Genomic DNA, 18055 nt, shown 5'->3' on the forward strand with positions numbered 1-18055 from the left:
GAATATGCTGAACACACGTTTTTCTGTAAGCCTGATCGTCATCGGCTGGCTCTGCCTCAGCGCGAGCCTCTGCGCGCAGCCGCTCTCCTTTATGGCCCCTGAAGAGAGGCCGCAGCTGGAGGCCAGCAAACCCTGGCCGGAGAATCAGTTTTTGGTCCTGGCCTACCACGACGTCGAAGATGATGCCGCCGATCAGCGCTACCTCTCCGTTCGCACCAGCGCGTTAAACGAGCAGATAAGCTGGCTTTTGCACAACGGCTATCACGCCATTAGCGTGCAGGACATTCTGGATGCGCATGAAGGAAAAAAAGCGCTGCCGCCGAAAGCCGTTTTGCTCAGCTTCGACGACGGTTATAGCAGTTTTTACACCCGGGTCTGGCCCCTGCTTCAGGCCTGGAACGTTCCTGCGCTGTGGGCACCGGTGGGCAGCTGGGTGGATACGCCGGCAAATCAAAAAGTTAACTTCGGCGGTCTGATGACGCCCCGCGATCGCTTTGCCACCTGGGATATGGTTCGCGAGCTCAGCCAGTCCCCGCTGATTGAGATTGGCTCGCATACCTGGGCCTCGCATTACGGCATTCCGGCCAACCCGCAGGGAAGCCGTGAACCCGCCATCGCTAACCGTTTTTTTGATAACGCGACGGGGCATTACGAAACCGATGAACACTTCAATCAGCGGATCGCCGCAGACGTACGGAAAGTCACCGATAAAATCACCCAGGTGACGGGAAAAGCGCCGCGTGCCTGGGTGTGGCCCTATGGGGCTGCTAACGGTACATCGCTCGCTATCGCCCAGAAACAGGGCTATCAGCTGGCCTTTACCCTGGAGGACGGGCTGGCAAACGTGCGCGACCTCGGCAACATCCCGCGCCTGCTGATTGCCGGAAATCCGTCGATAAAAACCTTTGCCAACACGGTTAGCCGCGTTCAGGAGTTTGAACCGGTGCGCGTCATGCATGTTGATCTTGATTACGTCTACGATCCCGATCCGGCCCAGCAGACGAAAAACATCAACAAACTCGTCCAGCGGGTCTACGACATGAAAATCAGCCATGTGTTTCTCCAGGCGTTTTCGGATCCGCGGGGCGACGGCAGGATCAGCGCGCTCTATTTCCCCAACCGTCGTCTTCCGGTCCGGGCCGATCTCTTTAATTTTGTCGCCTGGCAGCTACAAACCCGCGCGGGAGTGAAAGTCTTCGCGTGGATGCCGGTTCTCTCTTTCGATCTCAGTCCAGCCTTGCCGCGCGTGCAGCGCCGTGAGCGTCAAACGGGAGAGTTGACCGTGGCCGCCGAGCCCTATATCCGGCTCTCCCCCTGGAGTGCGCAGGTTCGCCAGCAGGTGACGGAGATCTATGAAGATCTGGCCCGCTATGCCAGCTTCAACGGGATCTTGTTCCATGACGACGCAGTGCTGACGGACGTTGACGATGCCGGACAGGATACGACCCGGCAGAAGAGCCAGCGGCTTATCGGCTTTACCCGCACCCTGAGCCAGGCGGTGAAAAACATCCGTGGCCCGCAGATCAAAACCGCGCGGAACATGTTCGCGTTACCCATTCTCGAGCCGGAAAGCGAGGCATGGTTTGCGCAAAATCTGGATGATTTTCTGGCGGCCTACGACTGGACGGTGCCGATGGCAATGCCGCTGATGGAGTCCGTCCCGGCAGAAGAGAGCAATGCCTGGCTGACGCGTTTAGTCAAAGCCGTCGCCGCACGCCCCGGCGCGCTAAATAAAACGATTTTTGAGCTACAGGCCAGGGACTGGGCGCAGAAACCGCAGCGTGCCGTAGCCGATGAACGTCTGGTGGAGTGGATGCGGGTGCTCCAGCTGAACGGCATCAAAAATTACGGTTATTACCCCGACGACTTCCTCAACAACCAACCTGATATTTCACGTATCAGACCTGAATTTTCTTCGTACTGGTATCCTGACAATGACTGATCGCATTATCGCCTTCTCTATTTTGTGTCTGGTATTCGGGTTGCCGTTAGGCGTAGCCGCGCTGTTTACTGGCGAACTGATTCTGGACTTTGTCTTTTTCTGGCCGCTGTTTATGTCCGTGCTCTGGGTAACCGGCGGCCTCTATTTCTGGTTTCAGCTTGAACGGCACTGGTCGTGGGATAACGCAACACCCGCCCCCGCCTTAGCCGGTGAGCCGTTAATCTCGATTCTTATTCCCTGCTTCAATGAGGAACGCAACGCACGGGAGACCATTAGTGCCGCGCTGGATCAGCGGTACTGGAATGTAGAAGTTATCGCCATCAACGACGGTTCTTCTGATAACACGGCGGAGGTACTGCAACAGCTGGCGCGGGAGCAGCCGCGCCTGCGGGTGATTAATCTCGCGGAGAACCAGGGGAAAGCCGTGGCGCTCAAGGCCGGCGCTGCGGCGGCCCGGGGCGATCTGTTGGTCTGCATTGACGGCGACGCCCTGCTCGACCGCGACACCGCGGCGTATCTGGTGGCACCGCTGATTCAGTATCCCCACGTTGGGGCCGTCACCGGAAATCCGCGTATTCGCACGCGCTCAACGCTGATTGGTCGTATTCAGGTGGGCGAGTTTTCTTCCATTATTGGCCTCATCAAGCGAACGCAGCGGATCTATGGCCGGGTCTTTACCGTCTCCGGCGTCATCGCCGCCTTTCGCCGACAGGCGCTGGCGGATGTCGGGTACTGGAGCCCGGATATGATCACAGAGGATATCGACATAAGCTGGAAGCTTCAGCTTCGCCACTGGGATATCTTTTTCGAGCCGCGGGCACTGTGCTGGATCCTGATGCCGGAGACGCTAAAGGGACTGTGGAAGCAGCGTCTGCGCTGGGCGCAGGGGGGTGCAGAGGTGTTTCTGGTTAACCTGCGTAAGATGGCCCGCTGGGAGCATCATCGCATGTGGCCCCTGTTTCTCGAGTATGCCCTATCAACGCTGTGGGCGTTTGCCTATGGGGCGACCGTGGTGTTGTTCATTCTCAGCCATATTATCCCTCTTCCCGCGAACCTGGCCGTTGCGAGCCTGTTTCCCCCGGCGTTTACCGGGCTGCTGCTGGGCGTAATGTGCCTGCTGCAATTCCTCGTCAGTTTGTATATCGAGCGGCGCTACGAGCGGAAAGTGGCAGGCTCGCTGTTCTGGGTAATCTGGTTCCCGATGGTGTACTGGATGATTGGCCTGTTTACCACCCTCGTGGCATTTCCGAAAGTCATGCTTAAACGTAAACGCGCCCGCGCGCGCTGGATCAGTCCGGACCGGGTAAAGGGAGCATTCAATGAACGAGAGTACGTTAATTTTGACTGAACATCGGCTGGCACCGCGTCTTTTCGATGCTGCATTAACGCTGATAGCCTGGGGAGGATTCCTGTTTTTCCTGTACGCCAGGCTGTGGATGCAGTTAACCGAGGAGGGCGATCACCGCTGGAACGCAATTATCGCCTCTTTTAATACAGTGCTGGTTTATCTGCTGATTGCCGCGTTCAACGGCTGGCTGCTGATCCTGTGGTATCAGTACAATCGCCGCCGCGCGCATGTGAGGCGGCGTCATCCGGAAATGTTGCGCCATGACGAGCTTGCCCAAAGTTTTAACGTCACGCCGCAAATTATGTCCGAGATGAGCCAGTACAACCTGCTGACGGTTTACCATGACCAGATTGGCCGGATCATTGATTTGAAGATCAGCGAGCAGCAGGACGAGAAAGAAGAGTAAGAAAAAGCCCCCGCAGGTTATCCGGCGGGGGCTTTTTTGTCGCGGGTATGAATTAGTTATCCTTCACCACAATCAGCGGTTCAATATCGCTCTCTTTCTTCACCACCAGCGAGTTATCCCCACGCAGACAGGTTCCGCCATAGTTCCCGCCCACGGTAAAGGTGCAGACCTGAATGTATCTGCCGTCAACCTTCGGCAGGCACCATAGCTGCTGGTAGATATTCTTGCGGTCAACAAACTTGCCGCTGGACTGGTCCAGCAGTTCGTCCTGGGCGCCGATCAGATCGATATTGCTCCCGCAGCGTCCGGCGATCGGTTTAACGGCATAACCGGTCCGTTTGAGCAGATCGTTGACCTCAAAATCGGTATCCAGCAGGTAACGGTGGTTCGGGAAGAGCTGCCACAGCACCGGCAGGATCGCCTTGTTACCTGGGATCACCGTCCACAGCGGTTCAAAGACCAGCACTTCCGGGCGCAGCAGGACGTCAATCAGGCGCACTTCACCTTGCGGGTGACCGGTGCGGATAGGCACGGCGGCGTACTCGGTTTCGCTCACCTCGCGGATCTGCTCAATCGCCGTTTCCCAGGCCCAGGTTTTCCATACGCAGTTAACGTGACGGCCTTCATCATCAATCAGTTGCCCGGCGGCATCCCAGCTCAGCGCGCCCAGTCCATGCAGGATTTTGGTTTCAAACCCGGCCTGGATCAGCGAGCGCTGAATAAAGAGCGCGTGGTAATCCTCTTCAATATCGTTGTCCTGCATGATATGGACGAACGGCCGCGCGTGGCTGTGCTTCCATGCGCCGGTCAGCTCCTCCAGCAAGCCTTCCGCCGGAGTGTGGCCGGTGCCGCGATAGCCGTTTTTCACCCACTCTTCTAGAATCAGCCCGCCCTCGGTATGGCAGGAGGCGGAATCCGCGTTGTACTCGTAAACCTTGATGCCGCGCTCATCCATGCAGAAATCCATACGACCGGTGATCATATGGTGGCGACGCCACTGCCAGGAGAGGCGCAGACGCGGCCAGAGGATTTTTGGGATGTCGAAAAGCGCGAGTAAGCTGTCGTCTTTCAGCACCTTGTCGGTGGCATGAAGGTACATCAGGTGCAGTTCGTTGGTGGCTTTGATCAGCTCCTGCTCGGCGCTTTCGGTAATGGTGAAGTACTGGCAGGGATCGTTGTTGATAACGTGGCCGTTGGCGCGAACGTACGCCTGTTGCAGGGCGTCGTTTTCATTGAGCCATTTTCCGTCGAACTGGCGGTTGTTCTTCAACCGCGCGCCGCTGATTTTCAGCAGTTCACCGTCGATCTCCGGCTGAGGAATACTGTGTTCCGTCTCCTCCGTCTGGATCATCCAGCCGAGGATCTCGGTATCGTTGAACGTGTCATGAAGCGTATAGCAACCGTCCTCCACGCTCAGACGCAGCTCGCGCGTCCACTGCTGCCCCATCGGCAGCGGGGAGTGAATAACGTTCTGCTCGGCAATGCGCACTCTGTCATCCAGCAGCTGGGTAATGACGGCGACGTGGCCGGTCTCATGAAACTCACCGCCCTTTTGCCAGATGAGCAGCGCACCGGCCTGCGGCGCGCGTTTTGAGCCATTGGCAAAGGCCTGTAGCGGCAGAATATTGTCGTTTACCACCTGGCGCAAAAAACGCAGGGAGAAGATCTCCCACGCCATCCCGACGTCGGTAAAGACAAACCCGTGATTGAGAAACAGGAAACGGCGCGCAAACTCAACGCACTGCCATTTATGGCCCATGTACTCGTTGCCGATATAGCTGCGGAATTCCGCATCTTCCGGGTAGTGACGCGGATCGAGACTGCCGTAATTTGAAGAGTAAATCGCCACGCCACCCGGCGCATAACCTAATAACGTCCCGAAGGGGGCGTCACTGCTTAACGTTCCTTTACGCATGTGTCCAACCTAAAACAGGCAGGCGGCAATTTTTTTGTGGGGTTGTCGTCGTCTGCACGTTGTAATTAACTGACAGAGGTGGCGTTATCATACACCCGCCCTGCCCATTACGCTCGCATCGTTAAACGGTTCCTGCATCTCCTGCTACACTGCCTCAACACAACACCAAAGAGGCAGGCCAACATGTCAGATAACACCTATCAGCCACCGAAAGTGTGGGAATGGAAACAGAATAACGGCGGCGCGTTCGCCAATATCAACCGTCCCGTCTCGGGCGCGACGCACGAGAAAGAGCTACCTGTGGGCGCGCACCCGCTCCAGCTGTACTCTCTCGGTACGCCGAATGGACAGAAAGTTACCATCATGCTGGAAGAGCTGCTGGCGCTGGGCGTGACGGGCGCGGAATACGACGCATGGTTGATCCGCATTGGCGAGGGCGATCAGTTCTCCAGCGGTTTTGTCGACGTGAACCCGAACTCGAAGATCCCGGCCCTGCGTGACCACTCCACCACCCCGCCGACGCGCGTCTTTGAATCCGGCAATATCCTGCTCTATCTGGCCGAGAAATTTGGTCACTTCCTGCCAAAAGATCCGGCAGGACGAACGGAAACCCTGAACTGGCTGTTCTGGTTACAGGGCGCGGCCCCGTTCCTCGGCGGCGGTTTTGGCCACTTCTATAACTACGCGCCAGTGAAGATTGAGTACGCTATCGATCGCTTCACCATGGAAGCTAAACGCCTGTTCGACGTGCTGGACAAACAGCTGGCGCGCGGTCGTTACGTAGCGGGTGAGGAATATACCATTGCGGATATGGCAGTCTGGCCATGGTTTGGCTGCGTGGCGCTGGGCAGCGTCTATAACGCCGCCGAGTTCCTGGATGCCGGGAAGTACACCAACGTGCAGCGCTGGGCAAAAGATGTGGCGAATCGTCCGGCCGTGAAACGCGGGCGCATTGTTAACCGTACCAACGGCGAGCTGAACGAGCAGTTGCATGAGCGTCATTCAGCAAGCGACTTCGATACCCAGACGGAAGATAAACGTCAGGCCTGATCCATGACCGGGCGGTTCGCCGCCCTTATTCCGCGATGAGAAAAATGCGTCAGCACGCGTGCGCAAGGAGCCTCGTATGTCAGACCAGACGCTAAAAGCGACCCGACAGCAGAGCCTTATCACCCTGCTGAGTCAAAGCGACTGGCTGACTACCGAGGTGCTGGCTGAAAAGCTCTCCGTCAGCAAAGAGACGATCCGCCGGGATCTGAAGTCGTTGCAGCAGCAGGGGAAGCTTCTGCGCCAGCACGGGCGCGCGCGTCTGATTCACCCGGACAGCCGCGACAGCGGTGAACCCTTTGGCGCACGCCTGAAAAGCCATTATGCCGACAAAGCCGATATTGCCCGCCACGCGCTGGGCTGGATCAGCGAAGGGATGACCATCGCCCTCGACGCCAGCTCAACCTGCTTTCATCTGGCGCGCCAGTTGCCGGACATCGACCTCACCGTATTTACCAACAGCCTGCCTGTCTGCCACGAGATGGCAAAGCGCGAGCGGATCACGCTTATCTGCTCCGGCGGAACGCTTGAGCGTAAGTATCGCTGCTATGTTAATCCGGCGCTGGTGACGCAGCTAAAAGGGCTGGAGATCGATCTGTTTATCTTCTCGTGTGAAGGGGTCGATGAGCATGGCGTCCTCTGGGATCCGTCCGAGCACAACGCGGGCTTTAAGGCGCTGCTGTTAAACCGCGCCAGCCAGTCGCTGCTGCTGATCGACAAAAGTAAATTTATGCGGGCAAGCGAAGTGAAAATTGGTCAGCTGTCGCAGGTAACACAGATTATTCAGAGCGATAAACGTCAGGCCGCCAGAGACGGCCTGACACGATGAGGTTACGCGGTGAGACGGAATTTCTGCACTGAGCGCTGGAGTTCTTCGGTCTGCCGTTCCAGTGCGGCGGCGGCGGCGGAAACCTGCTCCACCAGCGAGGCGTTCTGCTGGGTCACGCCGTCCATCTGCGTGATGGCAACGCCGACCTGAGAAATTCCTTTGCTCTGCTCCTCTGACGCGGTGGCGATCTGCTTCATAATGACGGTCACTTCCGTCACGTCGCGCAGGATTGCTTCCATCGTGGTGCCGGTATCGTTCACCAGCTGCGCCCCCTGCTCCACGCGGGCAACGGAATCCGCAATCAGCCCTTCGATCTCTTTGGCCGCATTCGCGCTGCGGCTGGCCAGATTACGTACCTCACCCGCCACGACCGCAAAGCCTCGCCCCTGCTCCCCGGCCCGGGCGGCTTCCACCGCGGCGTTCAGCGCCAGAATATTAGTCTGGAAAGCGATGCTGTTGATAACGGTGGTGATTTCAGCGATTTTTTTCGAGCTGTCCGAAATGCCGCTCATGGTCGTAACCACATCTTCCACCAGCGACCCGCCGCGGCTGGCCGTGCTGGAGGCGACATCCGCAAGCTGGCTGGCCTGGCGCGCGCTTTCGGCGTTCAGCTTCACCGTTGCGGTAAGCTGCTCCATGCTGGCCGCGGTCTCTTCCAGCGCGGCGGCCTGCTCTTCGGTACGCGAAGAAAGATCGTTATTCCCGCTGGAGATCTCCGTTGCCCCGCGCCAGATATTCTCGCTGCCGGAACGAATCGTGCTGACCGCCTCCCGCAGGCTGTCCTGCATTGCACTCAGCAGCGGTACCAGTTGCCCCACGCAGTTGCGGCCCAAAGATTCAATCGGCTGGCTGAGGTCGCCCTGCGCAATCTGGCGGAACTGCTGACGGATACGATCCAGCGGTTTTACCAGTATCGCCACCAGGTAGCGGTCGGTGAAAAGCAGGATCAGCAGACCCACGATCGTGGCGGTGATAATTACCGTCCGGGTCATGCTGGTGAGGCCGTCGACCACCACGCGCGTGCTGTCGAGCGCCTTCGCCGCGGTATTGTTAAAGTTCTCAGCCGCTGACCCGAATGTACGGCTTAGCTGCGGCGTGACGTTGTTGGCATGCTGACGATAGCCTTCGAGCGTCGCCTGCTTCGCCTGCGCCATCTGCGGTGTAACGCCCTGATCGAGCAGCGCCTGCCAGGTGGAAATCACCTGCGCAGACACCTTTTCATCCATCGGGCCCGGGGAGATAGCTTTCATCTCTGCCAGCTTTTTACTCATGTTATCCAGCGCCTGCTGAGCAGGAGCCAGGTCCGGCGTGCCGCCCGCCGCTTTAACTTCCATTGCCCGGCTCAGGCGGGTGACGAAACGGAAATACTGATCGTTGCCCTGGCTCAGCACCGTCATTTGCCGGACCAGCTGGCGGTCAACGTCATTACCATCAGAAACACGAGACAGAGACCAGGTGCTGTAAAGCCCCACGCCTGCCCACATGACACAAAAGATCCCCAGTATCGTCAGCATGACGAAACGGATGGTGAAATTACGAAGCATCTTCATTGAGTATTCCTTGCCGTGAGGGTGAATTCGCCCAGAGGCGAGTACTCCCCTCGTTATCGGCAGATACTGTAGAAAATATACTTTTTTCGTTATCGAGTCGGCATAGAATGAAAACGTTGTTTCGAAAATTCACCGACAAGAAAGGAGACATCATGTCCTGGCACCCTTACACCGGCCGATACGAAAACATGCAGTACCGATACTGCGGCAAAAGCGGCCTGCGCTTACCGGCACTGTCGCTGGGCCTGTGGCACAGCTTCGGTCACGTTCAGCCGCTCGATTCCCAGCGCGCGCTGCTGCGTAAGGCCTTCGATCTCGGCATTACCCACTTTGATCTTGCCAACAACTACGGCCCCCCTCCGGGCAGCGCTGAAGAGAATTTTGGCCGTCTGCTGCGGGAGGATTTTGCCGGGTATCGTGACGAGCTGATCATCTCCACCAAAGCGGGCTACGACATGTGGCCAGGACCGTATGGTTCGGGCGGTTCACGTAAGTACCTGCTCGCCAGCCTCGACCAGAGCCTGAACCGCATGGGTGTGGAGTATGTGGATATTTTCTATTCTCACCGCGTAGACGAAAACACGCCGATGGAAGAGACCGCCGCCGCGCTGGCACACGCGGTGCAGAGCGGAAAAGCGCTGTATGTCGGCATTTCGTCTTACTCCACGGAACGCACGGCGGCGATGACCGAATTGCTGCGCGAGTGGAAGATCCCGCTTTTGATCCACCAGCCGTCTTACAACCTGCTTAACCGCTGGGTCGACAAGACCGGCCTGCTGGACGCGCTGGAGAAAAACGGAACGGGCTGTATCGCCTTTACCCCGCTGGCACAGGGCCTGCTCACCGGAAAATACCTGAACGGCATTCCGGACGGTTCACGTATGCAGCGCGAAGGGAAAAAAGTGCGCGGCCTGACGGAGAAAATGCTGACGGAAGCCAACCTGAGCAGCCTTCGTCTGCTGAACGAGATGGCGCACGCGCGCGGGCAGACGATGGCGCAGATGGCGCTAAGCTGGTTGTTGAAAGATGAGCGTGTAACGTCGGTACTGATTGGCGCGAGCCGCCCGGAGCAGCTGGAAGAGAACGTTCAGGCGCTGAATAACCTGCGCTTTAGCGAAGATGAACTGATGCGGATTGACCAGCACGTTGCGGATGGTGAGCTGAATTTGTGGCAGGCGTCGTCGGATAAATAGTGCGGCCTGCTGCCCTTACCACGCCCCCTCTCCCACAGGGAGAGGGGGCGTGGTGAATTTATTTCTTACTGATCTTATCCAGATACCCCATCACAAACGCCGACAGCACAAACGTCAGGTGGATAATCACATACCACATCAGCTTATTATCCGGGACGTTTTTCGCGTCCATAAAGACGCGTAACAGGTGAATAGACGAAATTGCAACAATCGACGCCGCGACTTTATTCTTCAGCGATGAGGCGTCCATTTTCCCCAGCCAGCTGAGCTTTTCTTTGTGCTCGGCGATATCAAGCTGAGAGACGAAATTCTCATAACCGGAGAACATCACCATCACCAGTAATCCTCCCACCAACGTCATATCTACCAGCGACAGTAGAACCAGAATCAAATCGGCTTCTGCCACGGAGAAAATGTTTGGCAGGACGTGGAATATCTCCTGAAAGAACTTAATCGTCAGGGCGACCAGCGCCAGGGAGAGACCAAAATAGACGGGTGCGAGCAGCCAGCGAGAGGCATACATTGCGTTTTCAAAGAAGCGTTCCATAAAATCCTGTCTGCAAACGAAACCAGCGCTGAGTATATCTCAACTATACCTCGTTGGGATCTACATCCGGACGCGCATACTCCGGCCAGACCAGCGCGACCAGTTCCGGGTAGGCTTCCAGGCTAAACTCACGAAAACACTGGCGCAGATTTAATACATCTAAATCGGAGTACGACACCTTCTCGCCATTCAGACAGCGCTTTTTGATATTGTCGTAATATTTATAGACCGCCGAATTAAGGTCGCTACAGCGGCGCTGCGCGTCGAACAGGCCGGGCGTATCATTAATTTCGGCCATTTTCATTCGCTTAATTGTCGCATGGAGGAAATCGATATATTCGTGATTTACTCGCCAGTACCAGACCGGCGTCACGGCGTTCATCAATACGGAGAAATGATCTTCCCCCTCCTCTTTCGACATCAATTCAGGCTGCGGCGGTTCACTGACGTCTTTTGACACTTTCGTTTTATTGAACTCTTGCATCAATAAAAGCACGCCAGCGGTCAGTAATAGTAACGTTATGACCGTGAAGAAAATGCTGTTCATGGGTAGGCTCCATTTTTTTTGATTTTAAAATTGCCTCATGATATTGTCAACGAATCTCACCCTTTTTCCAATCCCACCCTTTTGAAATTAAAGGAAATTAAAATGCTGCCCGACAATCTTGTCCCGGCAAAGTACCACATTACGCTTGTGGAACAGCCTTCGACGGAAGCAGATAAAGAGGCGAATTTCACTCAAGGAAAAAGAAAACTCTCCGACTATGAAGCCGACATATTAATTGGTGTTTCACGCACCGGCAAATCCCGTAATATGGTGCTGGAAGAGCACGATCGCCATTTAAAAGAGCGTTTATTTCGCGCGATCAAGATTGAAGCCTTAGTTCATCTGCTGAATGATTTACAGGCCGAAGGGGAAATAGACGCCCAGACGCTAAGTCAAATAATGGTCGAGAAAACGCAGCAAATAAATGAAGCCGGCAATGAAATTTGGCTTAATTTAATTACGCGTGAAAAAAACAATCCCATCTTTTATAACCTGGGGGAAGATTAACGTGAATGATGATAGCGGTAATAACGTTTATTTGACTTTAGATGATAAAAAAAGCGATGAATTTATCTTAAAGCAGAATCTCGACGCCCTGAAAAAGATAAAAAATGACGAGATGACGCGAATTACGCAGGATTTGGTTTCGATTCCGGCCACGCTGGTACGCCTGAAATGGCAGAACCGTCGGGAGATTTACGCCTTGCAGGCCAAGGAGGAGATTTACGGCGCGGTGATGAACGCCATTATTGAACAGCGTCCTGAGCTTAAAGAGAAGATCCTCGGGCGACTGGAGGCGAACTATCAGTACCTGCTGGCACGCGAGACAGCCACCCTGCGCCTGACCCGTAAACTCTCGGAAGGCAATTACCGTACATCAAACGTGACCTGTGTGGCGCTTGATGAAGAGGCGCCGACGGCGCCTTCAGAGTGAGACAACAATGATTGTTGCGGAATGCAGGCCGGGTAATGCGACGCCGCCACCCGGCAGGCAAGGCTGCAAGAGCCTTCGTTTTACTTCGCGGCCGCTTTCTCTTCGCCGACCAGACCAATCTTCAGGTATCCCGCCTGATGCAGCGTGTCCATTACCTTCATCATGGTTTCATAATCAACGGTTTTATCCGCGCGGAAGAAGACGGTGGTGTCTTTCTTGCCGCCGGTGAGCTGGTCCAGCGCCGGAATAACCGAGGCATCCGTTACCGGATCGTTGCCCAGGAACATGGACTTATCGGCCTTCACGGACAGGTAGATAGGCTTTTCCGGACGCGGCTGCGGCTGGCTGGAGGACGCAGGCAGATTCACCTTCACATCCACCGTCGCCAGCGGTGCGGCAACCATAAAGATAATCAGCAGAACCAGCATGACGTCGATAAACGGCGTCACGTTGATCTCATGCATTTCACCGTTATCGTCCAGATTTTCATTAAGACGCATTGCCATACAATCAACCTACGCGCAGTTTGGACGCCGCATGAACCGGTTTAACGGCGCTGGCGTTCAGGTCCAGATCGCGGCTTTGCAGCAGCAGAACCTGCGCGGCAACGTCACCCAGTGTGGCTTTGTAACTGCCAATCATGCGCGCGAAGATGTTATAGATAACAACCGCCGGGATAGCGGCAACCAGACCGATAGCCGTTGCCAGCAGCGCTTCTGCGATACCCGGCGCGACGACCGCAAGGTTAGTGGTCTGCGTCTGGGCGATACCGATAAAGCTGTTCATGATGCCCCAGACGGTACCGAACAGGCCGACGAACGGGGAGATAGCGCCGATAGTCGCCAGGTAGCCGTTACCGCGGCCCATATGACGACCCACGGCCGCAACGCGACGCTCCAGACGGAAGCCGGTACGCTCTTTAATGCCTTCGTTATCTTCACTGCCTGCGGAGAGTTCCAGCTCGTTCTGCGCTTCGTTCACTAACAGGGTAGTCAGGCTTTTCGCATGGAAGGATGAGGTGATATCAGAAGCCTGATCCAGAGAACGGGCTTCCGCCAGCTGCTTCTGCTCACGCTTGAGGCGGCGTTTTTGTGAAAGAAGTTCGGCGCTCTTGCTGAAGAAGATAGCCCAGGTGATCACGGACGCCAGAATCAGGCCGATCATCACAATCTTAACTACGATGTCAGCATGTTGATACATGCCCCAAACGGAGAGATCCGTCTGCATCAAATTATTACCCACTCTGTATCTCCAGGACGCAAATCACAAAATCTGAACGTAATAATATCAAAACGTCGTCGAATTGATAGTAGTTCTCATTAGTATTTACATAGTGCCGTAATTTTCGCTCACTTTCCTTGCGCTTACGCAGTAAAAATTTCTTATGCGAATTTTTGATAATATTTTCTGCTTATTCGATAAGCATCCGGATGCACATTCTGACAATCGTGGTAGTCTGGACGTCCAGACGTATAAAAATAGGGTTAGCGAACATGACTAAAAAGCAGCTTGAGACCACGCTGGTGCAGGCAGGACGCAGTAAGAAATACACTCAGGGCTCGGTCAACAGTGTGATCCAGCGCGCCTCCTCGCTGGTGTTTGATACCGTTGAAGATAAAAAAATCGCTACGCGTAATCGCGCGAAGGACGGGCTGTTTTACGGTCGTCGTGGCACGTTAACCCATTTCTCGTTGCAGGAAGCCATGTGCGAACTGGAGGGCGGCGCGGGCTGCGCGCTGTTCCCGTGCGGCGCGGCGGCGGTCGCCAATACCATTCTGGCGTTTGTGGAACAGGGTGACCACGTCCTGATGACCAATACCGCTTACGAGCCAAGCCAGGACTTCTGCACCAAAATACTCAGCAAGCTCGGCGTCACCACCAGCTGGTTCGATCCGCTGATTGGGGCCGGTATTGCCGGGCTTATTCAGCCCAACACGCGCGTTGTGTTCCTGGAATCTCCCGGTTCCATCACCATGGAAGTGCATGACGTCCCGGCCATCGTGAAGGCGGTGCGCAGCATAGCGCCTGAAGCGATCATCATGATCGACAACACCTGGGCGGCAGGTGTGCTGTTTAAAGCCCTGGAATTTGACATCGATATCTCGATTCAGGCGGCGACCAAATACCTGATTGGCCATTCCGACGGCATGATCGGTACGGCGGTTTCTAACGCCCGCTGCTGGGATCAATTGCGTGAAAACGCCTACCTGATGGGCCAGATGGTGGATGCCGATACCGCCTACATGACCAGCCGGGGCATCCGTACGCTCGGCGTGCGTCTGCGTCAGCATCACGAAAGCAGCCTGCAAATTGCACAGTGGCTGGCGCTGCATCCGCAGGTGGAGCGCGTTAACCATCCGGCGCTGCCGGGCAGCAAAGGCCATGAATACTGGCAACGTGACTTTACGGGCAGCAGCGGGTTGTTCTCATTTGTACTTAAAAAGCGCCTGAATGACGCCGAACTGGCAAGCTATCTGGATAACTTTACCCTCTTCAGCATGGCCTATTCATGGGGTGGGTTTGAATCGCTGATCCTGCCCAACCAGCCGGAGCAGATTGCGGCCCTGCGCCCGGGCGGCGAGGTGGACTTCGAAGGGACCTTAATCCGCCTGCATATCGGGCTGGAAAATGTGGACGATTTAATTGCGGATTTATCGGCAGGATTTGAGCGCATCGTGTAAAGTGCTGACTGAAATGTACTCCCCGGACGCAATTCTGAACACCGCAAGCAGAAAAGTCTGTATGAGATGCGCCTGCGATCAACCCCGACAGGCAAAATTGGGAGTACAATAGCGTTATATCTGCTGTTCCACAGGAAAGTCCATGGCTGTTATTCAAAATATCATCACGGCGCTCTGGCAACACGATTTTGCCGCGCTGGCGGACCCGCATGTCGTCGGGATTGTCTATTTCGTGATGTTCGCGACGCTGTTTCTGGAAAATGGATTACTGCCAGCCTCATTTTTACCCGGTGACAGCCTGCTCCTGCTCGCAGGGGCGTTAATCGGCAAGGGCGTGATGGACTTCGCACCGACAATGGTGATCCTCACCTCTGCGGCCAGTCTCGGCTGTTGGCTGAGCTACCTGCAAGGGCGCTGGCTTGGAAACACCCGCGTGGTGAAAGGCTGGCTGGCACAGCTGCCGCATAAATATCACCAGCGCGCCACCTGCATGTTTGACCGCCACGGCCTGCTGGCGTTACTTGCCGGGCGTTTTCTGGCGTTTGTTCGCACCCTGTTGCCTACCATGGCGGGTATTTCAGGCCTCCCTAACCGCCGCTTCCAGTTCTTCAACTGGCTGAGCGCTCTGCTCTGGGTGGGCGTGGTCACCACGCTCGGCTACGCGCTGAATATGATCCCCTTTGTTAAGCACCATGAAGACCAGGTGATGACGTTCCTGATGGTGCTGCCGATCTTCCTGCTGGTTGCGGGCCTGGTCGGCACAATCGCGGTGGTGATTAAGAAGAAGTATTGCAGCGCCTGATACCCCATCCTGATTCTCTTCCCGCGGGGAGAGAATCAAAAGCCTAAGCGCCCTGCATCGTTCTGATGCGCGACGCATCTTCCCCCGGCGTGACGCCGAAGTAGCGCTTAAACTCCCGACTAAACTGCGACGCGCTTTCATACCCAACCCGCATCGCCGCGGCGCTGGCCTTCATGCCATCGTGGATCATCAGCATGCGCGCCTTATGTAGACGGTAGGTTTTGAGATACTGCAACGGCGACGTGCTGGTGACGGATTTAAAGTTATGGTGAAACGCCGAGACGCTCATATTGGCTTCCGCCGCCAGCTGGTCAACGCTGAGGTTTTCCGTGTACTGGCTCTCAATGCGCTTCAGCACGCGGCTAATCAGGCTGAAGTGCGTTTGCCGGCTTACCAGCGCCAGCAGCGCCCCGCCGCCCGGTCCCAGCAGCACATGGTAAAGAATTTCTCGGATAATCTGCTTTCCGAGAATACGCGCATCCAGAGGCCTTTCCATCACGTCTAACAGGCGTTCAATCGCGCAGAGAATTTCCTCCGATAGGGTCGCGGAGTTGATACCGCTTGCCGCCATCGACGGCCGGAAAAGTTCGTCCTCCCCAATATCCATCAGCAGCTCCTGCAACTGGAGGATGTCGACGTTGACGCGGATCCCGGCCAGCGGTACCTCCTCTGTCGCGAAAGTTTCACATTCGAAGGGTAAAGGTACTGTCAGAAGCAGATATTCATTGGTGTCGTAACGGAACACGCGCTCATTGATATAGCCAATCTTATGGCCAGAAAAGAGAAACACGATGCCGGGCTGATACATCACCGGGGTGCGCGTCCCGGGCTGGGTACCGTACAGCAATCGAATATCCGGCAACAGCTCAGCCGAATCATTTCCGTTATCAATCAGTGTTTTAATCTTCGACGTTAGCTGGCGGCAGATGGCATCACGGTTCATTTTCAGTTACTCCGGGTACGGTTTCCGACGCTGACAGTGTGCGCATTTTCTTACCGTTTCTCCAGCGCGCTGTAGAAATGGGCAAGACATCGGCAGGAATGTGCATTGAGAGGATAGCGCCTGCCCGCCACAATGAGCAGCATCAGGTTGCCTTCTGCGCCACCACGATTTTTTACCCACTACAGGGAACAAGCCATGAACAACTTTAATCTTCATACCCCAACCCGCATTCTGTTTGGTAAAAACGCTATCGCTGACCTGCGCGCGCAAATCCCGACGGACGCCCGCGTCCTGATTACCTACGGCGGCGGCAGCGTGAAAAAAACCGGCGTACTGGATCAGGTGTACAGCGCTCTGGAAGGTCTGGACGTGCGCGAGTTCGGCGGTATCGAGCCTAACCCGTCTTATGAAACGCTGATGAACGCGGTAAAAATCGCACGCGAGGAGCAAATCACCTTCCTGCTGGCGGTGGGCGGCGGTTCCGTGCTGGACGGCACCAAATTCATCGCGGCGGCGGCCCATTACGCTGACGGCATCGACCCGTGGCATATTCTGGAAACGGGCGGCAGCGACATCAGCAGTGCGATCCCGATGGGCTCCGTGCTGACGCTGCCGGCCACCGGATCAGAGTCCAACAAAGGCGCGGTCATCTCCCGTAAAACCACCGGTGACAAGCAGGCCTTTATGAACGAACACGTTCAGCCCGTGTTCGCGATCCTCGATCCGGTTTACACCTATACCCTGCCTGCGCGTCAGGTGGCGAACGGTGTGGTCGACGCCTTTGTTCACACCGTTGAGCAGTACGTTACTTACCCGGTAAACGCCAAAATTCAGGATCGTTTCGCGGAAGGCATTCTGCTGACGCTGATTGAAGAAGGTCCGAAAGCGCTGAAAGAGCCTGAAAACTACGACGTGCGTGCCAACGTGATGTGGGCAGCCACCCAGGCGCTGAACGGCCTGATCGGCGCAGGCGTGCCGCAAGACTGGGCTACCCACATGCTCGGCCACGAGCTGACGGCGATGCACGGCCTGGATCACGCCCAGACGCTGGCGGTGGTTCTGCCTGCGCTGTGGAACGAAAAACGTGACGCTAAACGCGCCAAACTGCTCCAGTACGCCGAACGCGTGTGGAACATCACCGACGGTTCCGACGATGCGCGTATCGATGCCGCGATTGAAGCCACCCGTCACTTCTTTGAAAGCCTGGGCGTGCCAACGCGTCTCTCTGGCTACGGCCTGGACGGCAGCTCCATCCCTGCCCTGCTGGCGAAACTGGAAGCACACGGTATGACGCAGATCGGCGAGCATGGCGACATCACCCTTGACGTCAGCCGTCGTATTTACGAAGCGGCACGCTAAGCGTTTTTAGGA

General features: G+C 56.0%; 18 protein-coding genes. 11 read left to right on the forward strand and 7 right to left on the reverse strand.

Going from position 1 to position 18055, the window contains the following annotated elements; translation table 11 throughout:
• Positions 1 to 4 precede the first annotated feature (4 nt).
• From pgaB to pgaD, 3 genes are read left to right on the forward strand one after another with little or no spacing between them, the layout of a single operon-like run.
• Positions 5 to 1942 (forward strand): poly-beta-1,6-N-acetyl-D-glucosamine N-deacetylase PgaB, encoded by a 1938-nt coding sequence (gene pgaB, locus ACOTX1_RS07280; RefSeq protein WP_023314839.1) that lies wholly within the window; start codon positions 5 to 7, stop codon positions 1940 to 1942.
• On the forward strand, positions 1935 to 3290 hold the full coding sequence (gene pgaC / locus ACOTX1_RS07285) for a poly-beta-1,6-N-acetyl-D-glucosamine synthase (protein WP_126497748.1): 1356 nt from the start codon (positions 1935 to 1937) through the stop codon (positions 3288 to 3290). The genes pgaB and pgaC overlap by 8 nt, the downstream gene beginning before the upstream one ends.
• Complete coding sequence (pgaD, locus tag ACOTX1_RS07290) at positions 3262 to 3696, forward strand: poly-beta-1,6-N-acetyl-D-glucosamine biosynthesis protein PgaD (protein ID WP_003862463.1); 435 nt, start codon at positions 3262 to 3264, stop codon at positions 3694 to 3696. The genes pgaC and pgaD overlap by 29 nt, the downstream gene beginning before the upstream one ends.
• A 52-nt stretch (positions 3697 to 3748) precedes the next feature.
• Here the strand turns inward: pgaD and gss are convergent, their stop codons facing one another.
• Positions 3749 to 5611, reverse strand: coding sequence for a bifunctional glutathionylspermidine amidase/synthase (gene gss, locus ACOTX1_RS07295; RefSeq protein WP_023314841.1), 1863 nt, complete (start codon positions 5609 to 5611; stop codon positions 3749 to 3751).
• Between the two features lie 183 nt (positions 5612 to 5794).
• Between gss and yghU the strand changes: the two genes are divergently transcribed.
• Entirely contained in the window at positions 5795 to 6661 is an 867-nt protein-coding gene (yghU, locus tag ACOTX1_RS07300) for a glutathione-dependent disulfide-bond oxidoreductase (RefSeq protein ID WP_023314842.1), read from the forward strand.
• A 76-nt stretch (positions 6662 to 6737) separates the two neighbouring features.
• Positions 6738 to 7487 carry an L-fucose operon activator gene (fucR, locus tag ACOTX1_RS07305; protein ID WP_023314843.1) on the forward strand — a complete coding sequence of 250 codons (750 nt, stop codon included), beginning with the start codon at positions 6738 to 6740 and terminating at the stop codon, positions 7485 to 7487.
• Between the two features lie 2 nt (positions 7488 to 7489).
• Here the strand turns inward: fucR and ACOTX1_RS07310 are convergent, their stop codons facing one another.
• Complete coding sequence (locus ACOTX1_RS07310; RefSeq protein WP_032667311.1) at positions 7490 to 9037, reverse strand: methyl-accepting chemotaxis protein; 1548 nt, start codon at positions 9035 to 9037, stop codon at positions 7490 to 7492.
• Positions 9038 to 9189: 152 nt separating this feature from the next.
• Here ACOTX1_RS07310 and ACOTX1_RS07315 point away from each other — a divergent pair, with 152 nt between their 5' ends.
• Positions 9190 to 10230, forward strand: coding sequence for an aldo/keto reductase (locus ACOTX1_RS07315; RefSeq protein WP_003862471.1), 1041 nt, complete (start codon positions 9190 to 9192; stop codon positions 10228 to 10230).
• 58 nt (positions 10231 to 10288) lie between these two features.
• On the opposite strand, the gene ACOTX1_RS07320 is transcribed toward ACOTX1_RS07315, so the two are convergent.
• Together ACOTX1_RS07320 and ACOTX1_RS07325 are read right to left on the reverse strand one after the other, a co-directional pair.
• Positions 10289 to 10777 carry a TIGR00645 family protein gene (locus ACOTX1_RS07320; RefSeq protein WP_003862473.1) on the reverse strand — a complete coding sequence of 163 codons (489 nt, stop codon included), beginning with the start codon at positions 10775 to 10777 and terminating at the stop codon, positions 10289 to 10291.
• A 43-nt stretch (positions 10778 to 10820) separates the two neighbouring features.
• Positions 10821 to 11324 (reverse strand): ESA_00282 family adhesion-associated protein, encoded by a 504-nt coding sequence (locus ACOTX1_RS07325; RefSeq protein ID WP_003862475.1) that lies wholly within the window; start codon positions 11322 to 11324, stop codon positions 10821 to 10823.
• A 102-nt stretch (positions 11325 to 11426) separates the two neighbouring features.
• Here ACOTX1_RS07325 and ACOTX1_RS07330 point away from each other — a divergent pair, with 102 nt between their 5' ends.
• Positions 11427 to 11831 (forward strand): hypothetical protein, encoded by a 405-nt coding sequence (locus tag ACOTX1_RS07330; protein WP_003862477.1) that lies wholly within the window; start codon positions 11427 to 11429, stop codon positions 11829 to 11831.
• 1 nt (position 11832) lies between these two features.
• Positions 11833 to 12258: a hypothetical protein gene (locus ACOTX1_RS07335; RefSeq protein WP_003862479.1), complete on the forward strand. Its 426-nt coding sequence runs from the start codon at positions 11833 to 11835 to the stop codon at positions 12256 to 12258.
• Positions 12259 to 12338: 80 nt separating this feature from the next.
• Here the strand turns inward: ACOTX1_RS07335 and exbD are convergent, their stop codons facing one another.
• Together exbD and exbB are read right to left on the reverse strand one after the other, a co-directional pair.
• On the reverse strand, positions 12339 to 12764 hold the full coding sequence (exbD, locus tag ACOTX1_RS07340; protein WP_001251472.1) for a TonB system transport protein ExbD: 426 nt from the start codon (positions 12762 to 12764) through the stop codon (positions 12339 to 12341).
• Between the two features lie 4 nt (positions 12765 to 12768).
• Positions 12769 to 13500, reverse strand: coding sequence for a tol-pal system-associated acyl-CoA thioesterase (gene exbB, locus ACOTX1_RS07345; RefSeq protein WP_003862482.1), 732 nt, complete (start codon positions 13498 to 13500; stop codon positions 12769 to 12771).
• Positions 13501 to 13751: 251 nt separating this feature from the next.
• On the opposite strand from exbB, the gene metC reads away from it, so the two are divergent.
• Together metC and yghB are read left to right on the forward strand one after the other, a co-directional pair.
• Entirely contained in the window at positions 13752 to 14939 is a 1188-nt protein-coding gene (metC, locus tag ACOTX1_RS07350; RefSeq protein WP_023314845.1) for a cystathionine beta-lyase, read from the forward strand.
• A gap of 142 nt (positions 14940 to 15081) precedes the next feature.
• Positions 15082 to 15741 carry a DedA family general envelope maintenance protein YghB gene (yghB, locus tag ACOTX1_RS07355; RefSeq protein WP_023314846.1) on the forward strand — a complete coding sequence of 220 codons (660 nt, stop codon included), beginning with the start codon at positions 15082 to 15084 and terminating at the stop codon, positions 15739 to 15741.
• Between the two features lie 43 nt (positions 15742 to 15784).
• Here the strand turns inward: yghB and ACOTX1_RS07360 are convergent, their stop codons facing one another.
• Complete coding sequence (locus tag ACOTX1_RS07360; protein WP_023314847.1) at positions 15785 to 16684, reverse strand: AraC family transcriptional regulator; 900 nt, start codon at positions 16682 to 16684, stop codon at positions 15785 to 15787.
• A 195-nt stretch (positions 16685 to 16879) separates the two neighbouring features.
• On the opposite strand from ACOTX1_RS07360, the gene yqhD reads away from it, so the two are divergent.
• Complete coding sequence (yqhD, locus tag ACOTX1_RS07365) at positions 16880 to 18043, forward strand: alcohol dehydrogenase (RefSeq protein ID WP_003862492.1); 1164 nt, start codon at positions 16880 to 16882, stop codon at positions 18041 to 18043.
• Positions 18044 to 18055 lie beyond the last annotated feature (12 nt).

Origin of the sequence: Enterobacter cloacae complex sp. IR5401 (genome assembly GCF_049238425.1) — a bacterium.
Taxonomy (GTDB): domain Bacteria; phylum Pseudomonadota; class Gammaproteobacteria; order Enterobacterales; family Enterobacteriaceae; genus Enterobacter; species Enterobacter hormaechei_C.